The 16,233-nt window shown below is 49.8% G+C and carries 12 protein-coding genes and 1 pseudogene; 3 read left to right on the top strand and 10 right to left on the bottom strand.

Annotated features, from left to right (window positions below; genetic code table 11):
- Positions 1-61: 61 nt before the first annotated feature.
- The 10 genes and pseudogenes from POREN0001_RS04200 to POREN0001_RS09670 form a co-directional block, all read right to left on the bottom strand.
- Positions 62-1,441 carry a tryptophanase TnaA gene (locus POREN0001_RS04200; RefSeq protein WP_004333412.1) on the bottom strand — a complete coding sequence of 460 codons (1,380 nt, stop codon included), beginning with the start codon at positions 1,439-1,441 and terminating at the stop codon, positions 62-64.
- A 12-nt stretch (positions 1,442-1,453) separates the two neighbouring features.
- Positions 1,454-1,966 (bottom strand): HU family DNA-binding protein, encoded by a 513-nt coding sequence (locus POREN0001_RS04195; protein ID WP_004333380.1) that lies wholly within the window; start codon positions 1,964-1,966, stop codon positions 1,454-1,456.
- Positions 1,967-2,317: 351 nt separating this feature from the next.
- A complete protein-coding gene (priA, locus tag POREN0001_RS04185) occupies positions 2,318-4,771 on the bottom strand; it encodes a replication restart helicase PriA (RefSeq protein WP_004333457.1) in 2,454 nt (817 codons plus the stop codon).
- Positions 4,772-4,777: 6 nt separating this feature from the next.
- On the bottom strand, positions 4,778-6,247 hold the full coding sequence (gene gltA / locus POREN0001_RS04180) for an NADPH-dependent glutamate synthase (RefSeq protein WP_004333442.1): 1,470 nt from the start codon (positions 6,245-6,247) through the stop codon (positions 4,778-4,780).
- A 19-nt stretch (positions 6,248-6,266) separates the two neighbouring features.
- Positions 6,267-7,061 carry a sulfide/dihydroorotate dehydrogenase-like FAD/NAD-binding protein gene (locus POREN0001_RS04175; RefSeq protein WP_004333448.1) on the bottom strand — a complete coding sequence of 265 codons (795 nt, stop codon included), beginning with the start codon at positions 7,059-7,061 and terminating at the stop codon, positions 6,267-6,269.
- Between the two features lie 39 nt (positions 7,062-7,100).
- Positions 7,101-7,964 (bottom strand): DNA/RNA non-specific endonuclease, encoded by an 864-nt coding sequence (locus POREN0001_RS04170; RefSeq protein WP_004333388.1) that lies wholly within the window; start codon positions 7,962-7,964, stop codon positions 7,101-7,103.
- A 171-nt stretch (positions 7,965-8,135) separates the two neighbouring features.
- A complete protein-coding gene (gene nadA / locus POREN0001_RS04165) occupies positions 8,136-9,074 on the bottom strand; it encodes a quinolinate synthase NadA (protein WP_004333401.1) in 939 nt (312 codons plus the stop codon).
- Positions 9,075-9,103: 29 nt separating this feature from the next.
- Positions 9,104-9,949, bottom strand: a complete 846-nt coding sequence (nadC, locus tag POREN0001_RS04160) for a carboxylating nicotinate-nucleotide diphosphorylase (protein WP_004333430.1) — start codon at positions 9,947-9,949, stop codon at positions 9,104-9,106.
- On the bottom strand, positions 9,946-11,559 hold the full coding sequence (gene nadB, locus POREN0001_RS04155) for an L-aspartate oxidase (protein WP_004333440.1): 1,614 nt from the start codon (positions 11,557-11,559) through the stop codon (positions 9,946-9,948). The genes nadC and nadB overlap by 4 nt, the downstream gene beginning before the upstream one ends.
- A 95-nt stretch (positions 11,560-11,654) precedes the next feature.
- A pseudogene (locus POREN0001_RS09670) lies at positions 11,655-11,819 on the bottom strand (IS30 family transposase); the annotation flags it as partial.
- Here POREN0001_RS09670 and POREN0001_RS04150 point away from each other — a divergent pair.
- From POREN0001_RS04150 to POREN0001_RS04140, 3 genes are all read left to right on the top strand, one after another.
- Positions 11,812-12,072, top strand: a complete 261-nt coding sequence (locus POREN0001_RS04150) for a hypothetical protein (protein WP_040580685.1) — start codon at positions 11,812-11,814, stop codon at positions 12,070-12,072. The pseudogene POREN0001_RS09670 and the gene POREN0001_RS04150 sit on opposite strands and share 8 nt — an antisense overlap.
- A 210-nt stretch (positions 12,073-12,282) precedes the next feature.
- The gene (locus POREN0001_RS04145; protein WP_040580704.1) at positions 12,283-12,969 is read left to right on the top strand and encodes a M48 family metallopeptidase; all 687 of its coding nucleotides are present in this window, start codon (positions 12,283-12,285) and stop codon (positions 12,967-12,969) included.
- Position 12,970: 1 nt separating this feature from the next.
- The gene (locus POREN0001_RS04140; RefSeq protein ID WP_115321347.1) at positions 12,971-16,213 is read left to right on the top strand and encodes a type I restriction endonuclease subunit R; all 3,243 of its coding nucleotides are present in this window, start codon (positions 12,971-12,973) and stop codon (positions 16,211-16,213) included.
- The last annotated feature ends 20 nt before the right edge of the window (positions 16,214-16,233 follow it).

Here is a 16,233-nt window from a genome sequence, read left to right as displayed (position 1 = left end):
AGGAGATGAACTATCGAGGGCTTTTTACTTTCGGAGGCAGATCCTCCAGAATGGGTTGCTGTTACTTTGCCGGAGCTAGCTCTATGGTAAAGTGACGCATCACGGGGAGCTCTTCTGTGATTACGTACCCCCTTGTAATGCTTTCTCGCCTATCGAACACATTCTTCACGGCGGCCGCGATTACATCCATGTGATTATTGGTGTAGGTACGGCGTGGAATGGCAAGACGCAGCAACTCCAGACGCGGATAGCGATTCTCGCGTGTGATGGGGTCTCGGTCGGCTAGGATGGATCCGATCTCTACCCCACGTATGCCTGCCTCCAGGTAGAGCTCGATACCTAAGGTCTGCGCGATAAATTCTTCTTTGGGCACGTGCGTAAGGATCTTCTTAGCGTCGAGGAAGATGGCGTGCCCTCCTGCCGGACGCTGGTAGGGGATGCCGTATTCGTCGAGCTTGCGCCCTAGGTAGGCGACCTGTTCGATGCGTGTTTCGAGCGTATCGAACTCAGTACCTTCGTCCAGCCCCTGAGCCAAGGCGTTCATGTCACGTCCGGAGAGACCTCCGTAGGTGATGAAACCTTCATTCATAACGCAGAACATCTGGCAGCGACGCCATAGCTCTTTGTCTCGGAAGGCGAGGAATCCGCCCATGTTCACAATGGCATCTTTCTTGCTGGACATGGTCATGATATCGCCGTAGCTGAGCATCTCGCGCACGATCTCCTTGATGGATTTATCCTGATAGCCCTCTTCGCGAGTCTTGATGAAGTAGGCATTTTCTGCGAATCGTGCGCCGTCTATCTGCACGAGGATGCCGTATTTGTGACACAGTTCGCTGGTCTCGCGGATGTTCTTCATCGAAACGGGTTGCCCTCCGGCCGTGTTGTTGGTTACGGTGAGCACGCAGCAGGGGATGCGATCTTTGGGAGTTTCCTTTAGTACCTTCTCGAGTTTTTCGAGGTCCATTTCGCCCTTGAAGGGAATTTCCAGTTGCGTATCTGCCGCTGCGTCTATAGTGCAATCTACGGCTGCTGCCTTACGGAATTCGATATGTCCCTTGGTGGTATCGAAGTGCGAATTACCAGGCACTACGTCACCTGCCTTTACGATGGTGGAGTAGAGTACATTCTCGGCAGCGCGCCCTTGGTGGGTGGGGAGGAAGTATTCGAACCCGAGGATCTCTTGGATGGCTTTTCGCATTTTGTAGTACGAGGTCGCACCTGCGTAGCTCTCGTCTCCCAGCATCATGGCGCTCCATTGTTTGTCGCTCATGGCGCCGGTGCCGGAGTCGGTTAGGAGGTCGATAAATACCTGTTCGCTGTGGAGGTTGAAGAGGTTGTATTTGGCCTCGCGTATCCACGTTTCGCGTTCTTGTCGTGTGCTCTTGCGGAGCTGTTCTACCATCTTGATGCGGTAGTTTTCAGAAAAGGGAATTTCCATGAATTCTACTGATTAAAATGAATTTAGAGTGATTTTGCCGGGAGTTACTCGTTCCCTTCGCCGGGATTGGGCGTGGGAGTTGTACCACCGGGGTTGGGAGTTGTGCCACCAGGTGTGGGGATTGTACCACCGGGGATGGGCTTCTTTTTGGAGCCCTTTTTTGAGGGCATCTTTGACCCGTACTCGGGGTGTGTAAATTACCTTGAGTTTGTCGATCATCTCCATTGTGACGCCTTCGGCGGTCTCAGCTCCGGTGCCTGTTTTGGTGGTGAGACTGGGGCGGAAGGTCCCTAGGTCGCCACAATCAACGCTTTTTCCTTCGCGCAATTGCTCAACGAGTACCTTGCCGGCACGGTCGAAGACGGCTTTAACATCTGCCGATGAGATGGTGGTTTCGTCCGCTACCTTGTCTATAAATTCCTCAAAGGTCACATCCGAGGACAAATAAATGGCGGGAAACCAGCGTTTTTTCTTCTCGTCTTTTCCAAATCCAACTTGGCGTTCTACGGCTTTAATCTTGATCATGCTAATTGGTTATTAATAAGTAAGTTATAAATGTTTCGCTCTTGCTCAGATTCTCTTCCGAACGAAAATAAATTTTCTTCCGAACGAAAAATAATTTTCTTCCGCACAAAAATCCAGGGGTGTGCGCACGCCCTCCCAAAGGAGTGCCGACCCATCTTTTTCTCCCCGCGCATTGGCGCGTCGGGTCGTCTTCATTCCTCCCCCTGGGAGAGGGAATCCAAACTTCTCATGTAGGGCACTGCGTTGCATTTTCTTGGCTTTTCTTCCTTCGAATACAATTTGAGCACAAGTATAATAAATGTTTTCAAAATGTACAAGGATTCGGTCGAAAATCTGACACAGAGCCACCTTTTAGAGGGGATCTACGTCGAAGAGGATACGAGAGCGTCGGGCAGAAAGCGAGGTACGCTCCACCTGATGGAGGATGCTTTTTAAGGCTTCGCGAATCTGCTTTGCCGAGTAGTTGGGAGCCAACTTGAGGGTAATCTGCCGAATGTACATGAGTCGTACGCGAGATACATAGGGCTTGATGGAGGCGGATACGTGAGCTAGTCCGGGGTAGCTCCCGAAGTGCCGGGAGAGGAGCGTTGCCGTCTCTATTGCATCTTCTTCCCTCGTGCTTTTAACTACTACCTGAATGATCCGCTCGTAGGGAGGGAAGCCGAAAAATGTGCGCTCCTGTAGTACCAACTCCGCGTACTTCTCTCTCAGTTCGCGAGAGGGCATGTCGAGATACTGGAAGAGAGGACGCTGCGTATCACTTGTTTGTAGGAGCATGAGGGCTTCGGGGTACTTCACAGCCAAGCGGTAGAGGAGGGCGAAGACTAATTCGTCCGTACGGAAGTCGGGTAGGGCGAGCATGGCATCAAGTTGGGGTACCGCAACTAGTCCTACCCCCTGAATCGGGGCAAAGTGTGTGAGCATTTGGGTACCCACGTAGAGGGAGGCCTTCCCCTCCGCTAGCGCACTTCGGATGTGGCTTCGCTTTTCCTTGCCGGAGGTCGTATCGGCGTCAATGCGTACGATCTCCTCCTCGGGGTAGAGCGTGGCTAGTTCGTCCTCAATGCGTTCCGAACCGTAGCCTACCTTCTTCAGCTCCTCCCGATCCGCTCCACAGTGTGGACATTGCGGCGGTAGTGATAGATTGTAACCGCAGTAGTGGCAGGTGAGCCGATTCTCCATCTGATGGTAGGTGAGGCTTACATCGCAATGTAGGCAACGGATGCTTTTGCCACACTTCTGGCACAAGATATAGGGTGCGTATCCGCGTCGAGCACTTACCAAAACTACCTTCTCACCCTTTTTTAGCGTCTCGGATATGGCCTCTCGAAGGGGGAGGCTCAGTAACGTCCCCGTCTTGAGGCGGCGAGTCGTGCGCTCGTAGTCCAAATCGATGGTGCGAAAGGTGGCTAGGGTAAACGACTCCTGAGACGCTGTAGCGGCATACTTGTCGTTGGCGACGTTGTGGTACGTCTCCATGGAGGGAGTTACGGAGGTGAGAAGTAGGGGAATCTTGCCCTTTGTAGCTCTGTAGGCGAGTAGGTCTCGGGCATTGAAGCGAGGTGCCGGCTCCTGTTGCTTGTAGAGAGGATCCTGCTCCTCAGCTACGATGATGAGTTCGACCCCCTCCAATGGAAGTAGAGCCGCCATGCGACTTCCCACGACGATAAGAGGGGCGTCGCTCTCTGTTAGGCGATAGCGTAGGGAGGCTCGTTCGCGATCGGATAGGCTGCTGGTGTAGAGGTAGAGAGGCGTCTCTACGGGGAGCTTTAGTTGGGAGCAAAGCGAGGGGAGGTCGCCCTCTAATCCGCTACTCTGGGGGAGTAAAAGGAGCACGCGTCCTCCTCGTGCTAGCACGGCGGCCGAGTAGGCTCCAATTCGCTCCAGTTCATCGCTGTACGTTGCAGCGGTGTAGTAGTTGGGACGATCGCTCTCCAAAGGTGGAAGATTCGGGTCTATTTGATACTCAGGAGGGCGGTCGGTAGAGGCATATTGCCGAAAGGAGCGTTCCAGCACCCCTTCGGAGAGGAGGTAACGCAGGGCGTTTTGTCGGTTGCTATCCCCTGCGATCAGTTCTTTTTCGCGGACGGAGCCGGAAAGGGAATGCTCCTGATCGGGGAGAAGCTCCACAAAGCGGTAGAGCAATCGCATCCGAGCAGGTCTTCGCTTATAGGCATCCAAGAGCAGGTTCAGAGCATCGTCCGATTGGTACTTGGGGTTTAGGTAGAGCCATCGCTCCCCGATTCTTTTTTCTACTCCCCGTACTCGCTCCTTTAGGGAGAGGACGCCGTGGGCTACGAGCTGGTCGAAAATGGAGAGTTTATTGCGCCCCGGGATGTATTGCAATAGGGTTTCGAAGTGGATCCCTTTGCCTGTGATTGAGCGGAGATTCTCAACTACTTCGCTCTCAGTGCGCCCGAGGGAGGCGTCGGAGTCGGCTTGCTCGAAATCAATAAGTACCTCCGTTCGGCTCTCGGGTAGGAGTGTGGCAGGCAGAGCCGCGTGCAGCAGATCTCCCGGCGTTGCCATGTAGTAATGGGCAGCCCAGAGCCATGAGTCGATCTCTTCTTGGGAAATAATGGGAGCGTCGTCCGGTAGGTATCCTAAGGACTTTACCTTGTGCGTCTCCACTCCCAACGGAAGCGTGGGAGAGAGGCTCGCTATGATACCTACGTAGATGCGCTTCGCCCCGAATTGTACGACGCAGCGCATACCTACTCGCACTTTCGCCTCAAGCTCTTGGGGCACTCGGTAGTGGTAAAAGTCGCTTAGGCTTAGTGGGAGCAGTACGCCGGCGTACAACATAGTGGTTTAGTTACCGGAGAGGTAGCGGTGCATATTGGCTGCAGCTCGCCGACCGTCGCCCATGGCTAGGATGACCGTTGCGCCCCCTCGTACGATGTCGCCTCCGGCATACACATCCGGCAAGTCGGTCGCTCCGAGTTCGTTCACAACGATGGTACCCTTGGGAGTTACATTGAGTCCCGAGAAGGTATTAGGGATAAGAGGATTGGGCGATACCCCGATGCTGACGACAACTACCTCTACAGGGATCTCCTCAATGGCTCCCTCTATAGGTATCGGCTTACGGCGCCCTGATGGATCGGGTTCTCCTAGCTCCATCTTCTGTAGGCGCATCTTGGCAACGTGTCCCCTCTCATCGGCAAGATATTCGATAGGGTTGTGCAGCGTAAGGAACTCTACCCCTTCTTCCTTGGCGTGGGCTATCTCCTCTAGGCGCGCCGGCATCTCCTCTTCGCTACGGCGGTACACAATCATGGCGCGCTCAGCCCCTAGTCGTTTGGCTGTACGTACACTATCCATAGCGGTATTCCCGCCTCCTATCACGGCTACGTGCTGTCCGCGGAAAACAGGAGTCTCGCTATCAGGATCTCCTGCGTTCATCAGGTTCACACGCGTTAAGTATTCGTTAGAAGACATTACGCCGATGAGGTTTTCCCCAGGGATGTTCATGAAGTTGGGCAACCCCGCTCCTGAGCCGACGAATAGCCCCGAGAATCCCATCTCGTGCAAGTCGTCGTACGAGAGGGTAGCCCCTATTATAGTATTGGTCTCAAAGGAGACACCCATTTGTTTGAGCAGCTCTATCTCCGCATCTACCACCTTATTGGGCAGACGATACTCGGGGATACCATACTTTAGTACGCCCCCAATTTCGTGCAGAGCTTCGAATACCACCACTTCGTACCCTAGCTTTGCCATATCTCCGGCAAAGGACAATCCGGCAGGGCCGCTCCCCACAACAGCAATCTTTTTGCCCGTGGGAGGGGCTAAAGTTGGCATCTCAACGGCGTTGTGCTCTCGAGCCCAATCTGCGGCGAATCGCTCTAGGTAACCGATGGCAACAGCCGGTTTCTTCATCGTTTGGTATACGCACCGACTTTCGCATTGGCGCTCTTGAGGGCAGACACGACCACAAACGGCAGGCAAACTGGTTGTCTCTCGTAGCGTGGAAGCTGCGGCAGCAAAATTCCCTCGCTCTATTTCCTTTATAAAAGAGGGGATATGGATGCCGACGGGGCACCCCTCCATGCAGGTTGGTTTAGCACAGTCTAGACAGCGACGAGCCTCCACAAGGGCTTGCTCCTCGGTTAACCCTTGGTTTACCTCTTCTGTGAGTGTAGTGATGCGGTACTGGGGGTCTAGTTCGGGCATTTGGGCACGAGCTATGGCGGTTCGCTCTTTGGGGGAGTGGCTCTTGCGTAGCTCTTCTCGCCAAGCTAGCTTTCGGCGTTCGGCAATTAGTTCATTCATTTCCATTGCAGTAGATATTAGAGGATTATTTACCGACGTCTTTATAGGAATTAAGACGCATCAATAGCTCATCAAAATCTACTTGATGGGCATCAAACTCCGGTCCATCAACGCAAACGAATTTGCGCTTCCCTCCCACCGTTACACGGCAGGCTCCACACATTCCGGTGCCATCCACCATAATGGTATTGAGCGAGGCTATTGTGGGGATTTGGTACTTTGCCGTGAGAGCGGAGACAAATTTCATCATAATGGCAGGGCCGATGGTTACGCACTTATCTACCTTTTCTCTTAAGATTACTTCCTCTACACCCTCGGTTACGAGTCCTTTCTTTCCTAGAGAACCATCGTCGGTCATAATGAGGACTTCGTCGCTGGCCTGGCGCATCTCCTTCTCTAGGATAATGAGATCTTTGGTGCGGGCTGCAAGTACTACAATTACCCTGTTGCCGGCTGCATGAAAGGCCTCTACAATGGGGAGCAATGGGGCAACGCCAACACCACCTCCGGCACACACAACTGTGCCTACTTTCTCTATCTCGGTAGCCTGCCCAAGGGGACCTACAATGTCGTGTACGTAGTCTCCTTCGTTGAGGGCAATCAATTTCTTGGACGATTGTCCTACACCTTGTACTACCAAAGTAATGGTTCCTTGGTTGAGGTCTGCACTTGCAATGGTTAGTGGAATGCGCTCGCTATGGGCATCGGCGCGCACTATTACAAAGTTGCCTGCACGCCTAGCTTTGGCAATACGCGGAGCCTCAATACGCAGCATAGCTACGTTTGGGGAGAAGTATTTCTTCTTTACAATCAAATTCATTTCTCTTTTTCTTTCGGAAAATGTATAGTGGGGAATGGGTTACAAACCAGGCCAGAGATCTGAGCAATCTTTGGGGTCTATAGCCTCTACCTTTTGTTCGATATTGTCTTCGAGATTTGGGAAAAAGTCGAAGTCCGTTTTACTCTCAAGTTCATCTATGGAGCACGCTAGAGGAGCTAATCCGCCCTTTAGTTGTTTGCTGCTTTCGTGACTAATCCAGAAGCCGAGAGCTCTCCACTCTCCCCCCTTTTCTACAAGGATTGCCATCCAATAGTTGCGTGGTACAGCGATTTTACCACCCGAGAGGGAGGGGTAGATGCCTTCGGGAGTGAGAGTGCCCCCCTTGGCAATATACATTTTATCGGTTAGAGCTTCGTTACGAGCCCACTTCTGTACTACCTCCTCAAGTTGCCGCCAAGCTACTTGGTTAAAAGCCGCTTTCTGAGGGCTCATATTGGAGTAGTAGAATGTTTGTCGGTTGGCTTCTTCTGAGAATACACGGTCGTGGGATGCTACCAAGTGCCCTCGGTCGTATCCTTCGAATGAGGATTTATTTACTTCGTACTGAGCCGGAATAAAGGGATCCCATGCCCAGGCATTGGTACGCTTTACATTGGTTTGTTTCGTGTAGTTATCGAAGCTAAAGCAAACCCAAAGGGCATGATGTAACTTGATATCGTACTCAAGAGAATAGTTTACCCGAGTGCCGTTGTTTACTCGATGTGTTATGAAAAAATCCCCTTCACGTCCACGCACTTTGGGGCATTCTAGTAGAGAGGCATCTCCCGTGCCATCGGGGATATAGGGAGGTTGTGGCTTTTGCCTTGATTGACAGCCCCAGAGACCACTTCCTAGTAGCAGGGCTGTGATGCATCCTAAGATGAGTTTACTGGATTGTTTCATACTAGTTTGTTTGTTTTAGATAGGGAGATGCTTTTATGAGTTCCTTTTGTTGTGGTAGTTTCCCTCCTGCAAAGGTACCAATTAACGCTAAAACCTTATATCAGCCCTGTACCAAAGCCCCTATTTATAAAATATAGCCCCCTCCCATAGGGGGAGAGGGGGTGTTTCCGGTTACTTTACAGCTAGCATTCGTTGGATGGGGAGCAAGGCTCGCTCTCGCACCTCGGGAGCAATTGTCACTACATGCTTCTCGTCGCGTAGGGCATCGCGTAGGTCAGTGAGTGTAGTGAGTTTCATATATTCGCAGTAGTGCTCTCGGGTGATGGGGATGAACTCAAGATGGGGATATTGGTGTACGAGTTCCGTAATAGCTTCCTTTTCGGTCGCTACTACAAATTGTTTTTTCTCGCTTTGAGCCGGATGCTTTAGGATGCCCGAGGTAGAGCCTACAAAGCAGCGAGGATGCTCCAAGATGCTCTTGTCTCCACAAGCAACTGACTCCGGATGGATGAGAATATCAGCATTGGGATAACGCTCAAGATACTCGCGGATGAGCTCGCCTGTTATATGTCTATGTACATAGCAATCGCCCTGCCAGAGATCCATATTACGCCCTGTTTTGAGGTTGATGTACTCCCCTAAGTTTTTGTCCGGCCCGAAGAGGATGGGGACATCGAGGGGCAATGTCTCTATCACCTTGAGGGCATTGGCACTCGTTACGCAGTAGTCTGTTTCTGCCTTTACGGCAGCCGATGTATTTACGTAGCTTACAATAAGACCGTTGGGATGGTATTTACGCCAAGTTGCCAGCCCTGCGGCCGTGACACTCTCGGCTAGGGAGCATCCGGCATTCTCTACAGGGATGAGCACTTTCTTCTCAGGAGAGATAATTGCAGCCGTCTCTGCCATAAAGTGGACTCCGCAGAATACAATAACTTTTGCCTCTGTGGTGGCTGCGAGTTGGGATAAAGCCAAGGAGTCGCCTAGTATATCGGCAACAGCCTGCACCTCGGGACGAGCGTAATAATGCGCGAGTATAACAGCATCACGCTCCTTCTTTAGTTGTGCAATCTCTTCTGCAAGTGCCCTAACGTCTTCGTTGTTGTTCATTTTCTATCCCTTTTTGTTGAGCTAAAATCCTATTGTATAAAGTTCATGCTAATGTCGAGAGCCTTTACGGAGTGAGTCAGAGCCCCCACACTGATGTAGTCTACCCCCAATGCTGCAACCTCTCGGATGCGCTCGAGAGTCATATTGCCTGAGGCCTCCACTGCGCAGCGGTGATTGATCAAACGGACTGCCTCCAGCATAGCTTCGTTGTTCATATTGTCTAACATAATAATGTCTGCGCCGGCAGAGAGTGCCTCTTCCACCTCCTTGAGGCAGGTTGTCTCTACCTCTACCTTAACGGAGAGGGGAAGTTGGGAGTGTACCATCTCTACTGCCTTTGTGATGCTCCCCACGGCCTTGATGTGGTTGTCTTTGAGCATAATCATATCGTACAAGCCCATACGATGATTGCGCCCACCGCCGTGTCTAACGGCCATTTTATCGAGAAGTCGTAGCCCGGGAGCTGTCTTGCGCGTATCCAGGATATGCGTACTGGTGCCTTCGCAAGCGGTCACATAACGGTGCGTTTCGGTAGCGATGCCAGACATCCGTTGCATAAAGTTTAGGAGGAGCCGCTCAGCTGTAAGGAGGGTAGCATAAGAGGCGGTGATAGCCATAATCTTATCTCCCTTCTGTACGGAGTCTCCGTCATTTACGAAGAGTTGTACCTTGTTGCTCCCACGCTTGTCGAGTACTCGTTGGGCTATCTCAATACCTGAGATAATACCGGGGGCTTTGGCTGTGAGGAGTGCTGTTGCCTCGGTTACATCAGGGAAGATAGATTCTGTGGTAAGGTCGCCTTGAGCAATATCTTCATCAAAGGCAAGATCGATAAGACGATCTATTTTTTCTAATTCGTCGTGAGTTGCTTTCATAGAGAAACCGGGCTGGGAGTAAACGTAAATACTTGTTTTATACTCTCTTGAGTAATGATGGAATGATATGCTTTGTCGTTGGGGAGTGTCTCGGGGTAGTCACTGCGGAAGTGCCCACCTCGGCTCTCTTTCCGTTCAAGAGCAGCTTTCACCAAACAACGAGCTAGGTGTAGTCTTTGGGAAACAACGAGGGCAGATAAGAGATGTTGCGCAGGAGATGAGATTCCCGAGATAAGCCTATCGAGCTCCTCTAAAGCGATAGAGAGAGAGGCTTCGGTACGTACAATTCCTACGTATTTCATGAGCAATTTCCCGAGTTGTAGCATGTAGCCCTTTCCTTCTTGCTCTCTCCACTCTTGCTCTTGAGCTACCGAAGAGAGGGGGAATTGCCGGTGGAGTAATGGAGACTCTGGAGGAAGAGATTGAGGATTGGGGTGCTGATGGATGTGCTCTGCAATGCGTTTACCAAAAACAAGACACTCAACAAGGGAATTAGAAGCTAGGCGATTGGCACCCATCACTCCCGTAGAGGCGACCTCTCCCACGGCGTAGAGTTGTCGTACAGAAGTAGCCCCATTGAGATCCGTTGCCACCCCTCCCACAGTATAATGGGCTGCAGGAGCTACGGGTATCTCTTGTGTGAGATCCAACCCTATATCGGCACAATGTTGGGCGATGGTAGGGAAGCGATGGCGTATGTGCTCGGCATCAAGGTGACGCAAGGAGAGGGTAACACTATCCCCTCCCTCGGCTTCTATTTGATGGAAGATTTCGCGTGCCACTACATCTCGGGGCGCAAGCTCTGCCAGCGGATGCTTTGCCAGCATAAAGCGTTCCCCCGATTGATTGTAGAGGTGCGCTCCTTCCCCTCGTACTGCCTCGCTGATGAGAAAAGAGGCCTGCCCCGGCACGTATAGAGCCGTTGGGTGGAATTGTACAAATTCGAGATCTCGCAGCGTGGCTCCTGCCGCTAGTGCCATCCCCAATCCGTCTCCTAGAGCCGTAGGCGGGTTGGTTGTGGGGTGGTAGAGTGCTCCGGCACCACCGGTAGCTAGAATGGTTGCATGTGCGGTTATTGTTTCCGTCTGATGCGACTTTTGATCGTAGGTGTAAAGTCCGAAGCATTGCCCTTGTGTTACAACTAACCCTAGTGCAAAGTGGTGATCTAGGATCTTTATATTGGCTGTTTTGCGCACTTGCTCCGTCATAAAGGAGGTGACCATTCGGCCTGTGGCATCTCCTCCGGCATGCAGAATCCGTCTGTGGTGGTGTCCGCCTTCTAACCCTAATGCCAAATGACCATCTTCGGTATCGAAGTGCATCCCTAAGTCGATCAATTCTTCGATACGTTGCGGAGCTTCTTCTGTTAGGATTCGTACAGCGGCCTCGGAGCACAGTCCTCGCCCTGCCTCAATGGTATCTTCGAAATGATTTTTAGGGGTGTCGTTGGCTTCTGTTACGGCAGCCATCCCCCCTTGAGCGAAATAGGAATTACTCTCCTCTAGGGTAGTGCAGGTAACAAGAGCTACAGAGCCTTTGGAGGACAATAAGTGTGCGGTATATAAGCCTGCAAGCCCCCCTCCTACTACTACATAGTCGAACTGCATCATATAGCGTCTCTTCTCTCTTCCAATTGAACGTTGGGGCAAAGGTACTCTTTTATTTATGATAAAATCAGGGAAAGAGGGCAGTGCAGATTCCAGTATCAAGTGCAATGGTATGACAAAAGTAATGCAAGGACTTCATTCGGGGATTTAAAGTCCAAACTTTTCCTAGGTCTGTTGTTTAGCAGCATCCTGATATTTCGTATTTGTTTGTCATCAACATCTTTGAACGAAGTTCCTTTGGGTATGTATTGCCAAATGAAACGCATTCGCCTATCTCATGATACGGGTTGGGAGGCTCGTTATGGTATTTACCTCGATGATGGTTGGTACTATGTCTATCGTAGCGAGATACTTCTCAATCGCTTCCTTATTGAACCGGCGACAGAGAATACTTATTGCATCTCGCGAGTGCAATACTGTCGCAACCACCCGCAGGGAAAAACGTATCAAGCTCTCATCGAAGCTCTTTGGGAGGATGGCCTGGATATGTCTGATTGTTCTCAATATGACGCTTGATGTACAGATGTGAAGGTTGTAGTCTATCTTCTCGCCTTTGACGCCTTTCTAGTCTGGTGTATAGGATTCTTTTTCTTTGAAACCCTTTAGAGATGTGCGGATTTTCTCCGCTAGATTGGGATAGCTTCGCTAAATTTGTAGAACAATTCGAGATTGACTTACTTGATTGTTTGTGAGTATAAAGGAGTCTTGATTGCAGAAGGTACAAATATGAAACTAAACGATATCGATATTGAGGTAGAGCAAAAGCCTATAAAGAACCTCCATTTGGCGGTCTACCCACCGGATGGGAGGGTACATGTATCTGCACCAGAAAGCTATTCAGAAGAGCAGATTCGTTTGTTTATTCTCAAGAAATGGGTTTGGATCATTCAGAAACGTAAAGACGTAACATCCTATACTGTACAGGATGAGCGCGAATACGTATCCGGAGAAGCACGTTATTACAAAGGAGGCTTATATCGCCTTAAAGTAATAAGAGACAACAGTTGTACCCACCACGTAGGGTTAGAGGGAGACTATATCAAAGTGTATGTCCATGAGCGCACTACCAAAGAGAATATTGCCAATGTTCTCTGGGCTTGGTATAAGGAGCAGCTTACTCCAGTCCTTGAGCAATATGTCGCAAAATGGGAGAACATTCTTGATGTCAAAGCCTCAGAATGGACGATTCTTCAAATGCCGTCTAGCTGGGGCAAGAGTCATAAAGCTACCGGTAAGATCAAATTTAATCTCCAGTTGGCAAAGAAACCTTTGAACTGTATTGAGTATGTTGTTGCTCATGAGTTGATTCACCTTATAGAGCAGAACCATACCGATAAATTCCATCACATCCTTGGGATGTATCTCCCAGAGTGGAGAAAGATTAAAGAACAATTGAATGAATTCCCTCTATAATATGGCTAACTATCAAGAACAAAGGGAGCGAGACTATCAGAGTACTCTTGTAAAGAGGTTCCAAAAAGAATTGGGATATACCTACCTTGGCAACTGGCAATATGCTCAAGGAGCTGCAGTTAATGATCAAGGGAAGGCAAATTTTCCGATCCTTGATGATGAGGTACGAGCTTTCTTGACGAAGCAAGGGCGTACAGAGTTGCAAATAGAGGATGTATTAACTCAATTAAAGAGCAAGGCGCGTCTTGCCGATCCGAAGAAGAATAGCCTAACCCAGTGTAATAATGAGTTATACGATACGCTCATAATGGGTGTAAAATCGCTGTCCACCCTAGAAGGCACTCATGAAGATGTGATGCTATTCGACTTTGATAATATTAGCAATAATCATTTTGCCATTGTCGAAGAGGTAAGCTATATCGATCCTCTATTGGGCAAGAACAAGCGTCCGGATATTGTTGTCTATGTGAATGGTATTGCTCTTGCTGTCATCGAATTGAAGCGCAGTCTTGTCAATTACGAGGAGGGAATCAAGCAACATCTGAGCAACGAACTTGATTTTATCCCTTCTTTCTTCACTACGGTACAGTTCACCATTGCATCTAACGATGGTGTGGACTTCTGTTATGGAACGATCGGCACACCTCTGGCCTTCTGGTGTAAGTGGAAGAGAGACACAACTAAGGTGGGCGATACCCTCTCTGAGCAGGAAGCTTACTCCATGTTCTTCAACAAAGAAAACTTTATGTTCTTCTTCCGTTACGGTGTACTCAACGATGGTGGTGTGAAGAAGGTACTGCGTCCTCATCAGATCTATGCAATCAAAGCAGCTGCAGGCCGAATGCCCAAGAAAGAAAGCGGTGTTATCTGGCATTCGCAGGGATCGGGTAAGAGCCTTACAATGGTGGCGTTGGCGGCTTATATTCGTAGGAACTATCAGAATCCGAGGGTCGTTGTTATCACAGACCGTAAGGAACTTGATATACAACTTGCCAACACCTTCATCAAGGGGGGCAACAAGCTTCATCATGCTTATTCAAGCAGTGACTTGCTCGAAACTCTCAACCAGGGCGAAGAATGGCTTATTTGCTCTTTGATCCATAAGTTTGGTGCTCATACATCTGAGGATGAAGCTGAGAAGGATGAGTCTGGCACCAAGGTTAGTCTTGATGAATACCTCAATGATCTTCAGGCCATTATTGCACAGAAGTATGGGAGCAACTTCAGCGTAAAAGGGGAAAACATTTTTGTCTTTGTGGATGAGTGCCACCGCACACAGAGCGGACGACTACACGAAGCTATGAAGGCTATCATGGGCAAGGAGATTATGCTGATAGGCTTTACGGGCACTCCTCTCTTGAAGAAGGACAAGGGAGATAAGTACAAGGCTATCAAGAACATGTCTGAGCTCACCTTTGGCCCATACATTCATAAATATCTGCACAAGCAAGCCGTTGAAGACAAGGTCATTCTTGACCTTCAATATGAATATCGCAACGTAGAGCAGCAGCTTACTAGTAAGAGTAAGATCGATCAGAAACTGGCAGCCCTTACAGCCGGGCGTGACCTCACACCCGAGCAGCAGAAGATGGTGGAGGAGCGCTGGGCAACTATGGAACGAATCTATTCGACCAAAGAGAGAATAGAGCGTATTGGTTACAGCATACTCGATGACCTCGGCTATGGCTTACTGAAGAATGACTGGTGTAATGCTATGTTGGTGGCGGGTTCTATCTATCAGGCTTATCGCTATTATGAATTCTTCTCAAGAAGTGATCTTAAAGGGCGGTGTTCGGTAGTGACGAGTTATGACCCTGCAGATAGAGATCTTGCCAATGATTCTGCAGACAACAACAAGACTACCGAAGCTAAATACAAATACGACTGGGCCAAACAGTCTTTCCTCGATGCCGGAGTTCGTAATGCAGAGGAATATGAAGAATGGGCAAAGGGCGTCTTTACCAGCCGGCCGGCTCAGATGAAGTTGCTTATCGTGGTTAATAAGCTCTTGACAGGGTTTGATGCTCCATCTGCTACCATCCTATACATCGATAGTGAAATCAAGGATCACACGTTGTTCCAGGCCGTTTGCCGCGTCAATAGACTCGGTGAAGATATTAAGGATAAAAACGGCAATGTGATAGCCAAGACCCACAAAGAATTTGGAAGAATTGTCAGCTTCAAAAATCTCTTCAATAGCATCGAAGAAGCCGTGGTCAAGTTCAATGATGGCTCGGGATTCGAAGGCTTAGATGATGCTGATATTGAGGGCTTGCTCAATAGTGTTGTTGTCAAGTGTAAGGAGAGGTTGCTGGCAGCTACCGAGGCATACAAAGGGTTAAAAAGAATCTGGGAAAACAAGGATTTGACGGATTTGGAAGCCCTTGCAGACTACTATGTCTCTGAGATGGAGGGCGAAGGACTGGCTCAGGATCGTCGCAATGTTATGTACAGCATCACAAGTGGTATGGTCACAGCATACAACAATATGTCTGACTTCTTTGGCAAGTCTGACTTTACTCCCGAGCAGATCAATCAGTTTACAGCATACTCTCGTGAGGCCGGCACCATACAGTGCAAGGTGCGTCAGAAGTCGGGTGATAACTTTGACCCCCGTACACTTGACCCTGATATGCGTCAAATACTCGACCAACATATCCGTGCAGAGGAGGCTGATACCCTGGTAGCTTCGTCTGCAGACTTCTCTTTCCTTGACATGATCGACGATGCTACCGATACGGAGAAAGCTGCCGAGAAGGCAATCAAGACAGCCGGAGGTAATGCCAAAGGCGCATCGGAAATTATTGAAGGAAAGGCGCGCCGTGTAAATACGGACTGGAATAGTGGCGACGAAGAGGAGATGATGTTGTTTAGCGAAAAGCTCCAAGCCCTTCTGGACTACTTGAAGGAGAGCAAGGCCACGGAAATGGAGAGGATAATGGCGCTCATAGATCACATCAAAGCCGTCAAGCATGGCAACAACGCTCTGGCCGGGCTCGACAACAAACGTTGCAAAGCCCTCTGGAACAATCGTCACCTTTGGCATGCCCCTGAGGATAAGGACGAAGTCATTGAGCTAATCAAGAAAATTGATTCTTATATCTTCAAGAATGCTTCTCGAGATTGGAGGTCGCCCGATAGCAATGCAAGTTGTTATTTGCGCGAAGACTTACAAGAGCTTTGCCCAAGCTTGAGCGAGCAAGATATCTATGAGATTTATCGTCTCGCTGCCAGCAATTCATAGTGACAGATCGCAAAATACAA

It is taken from the genome of Porphyromonas endodontalis ATCC 35406 (assembly GCF_000174815.1).
Taxonomy (GTDB): Bacteria; Bacteroidota; Bacteroidia; order Bacteroidales; family Porphyromonadaceae; genus Porphyromonas; species Porphyromonas endodontalis.
Note: the sequence above shows the minus strand (reverse complement) of the source record. Positions and strands in the feature narration are given on the sequence as shown.